Raw genomic sequence first — 549 nt, forward strand, 5'->3', positions numbered from 1 at the left:
CTAACGCCTGAATTAAGCCGCGCCGCGAAGCGGCGTCGGCTTGAATGAATTGTTAGGCCCATGACATGACAGCAGTTGCTCAAGCTGATGCCACGCGGCTAGAAAACGCTTGGCGTCTTGTGATTTAGGTGAATCGTAGCTGCTCGAAGTGGACCTGAACTCGCGCTCGCCTTTGCGAATAGTTATGGATCTAAATGGACCATCTAGAACTTGTGGTTCATCTGGATCAACAATCGATGGCAGTCCGGAAGTGATTGCGAATGCTTGTTCAGCCACAGAGGCTGCAGTTGCGGAAGGCATTCTGCACAAAGTTGATACGCCGTCAGTCGCGCGATCTTTCTGGCTGGTGATGTTGTACTCATCAAACACGACTGATCCGCTCTCTAAAAGGGTCGTCGAGTGAACGTGCACGGCGGGGCCGGCGATATGGTCATACAGCTTGATGGTGGCGTTCTGTGCGCAAGCCGATGCAAAAACTGGGACAAGACCAGCTAGAACCAGCACGCGCAGATGACTTTTCTTCATGGGCCTAACACCTGAGTTAAGCCG

At 52.6% G+C, this 549-nt stretch carries 1 protein-coding gene; it reads right to left on the reverse strand.

Going from position 1 to position 549, the window contains the following annotated elements:
• Positions 1 to 12: 12 nt before the first annotated feature.
• The gene (locus K7B09_RS13135; RefSeq protein WP_223629915.1) at positions 13 to 525 is read right to left on the reverse strand and encodes a hypothetical protein; all 513 of its coding nucleotides are present in this window, start codon (positions 523 to 525) and stop codon (positions 13 to 15) included.
• Positions 526 to 549: the final 24 nt, after the last annotated feature.

This window comes from Thermomonas beijingensis (assembly GCF_020034655.1).
GTDB lineage: Bacteria > Pseudomonadota > Gammaproteobacteria > Xanthomonadales > Xanthomonadaceae > Thermomonas > Thermomonas beijingensis.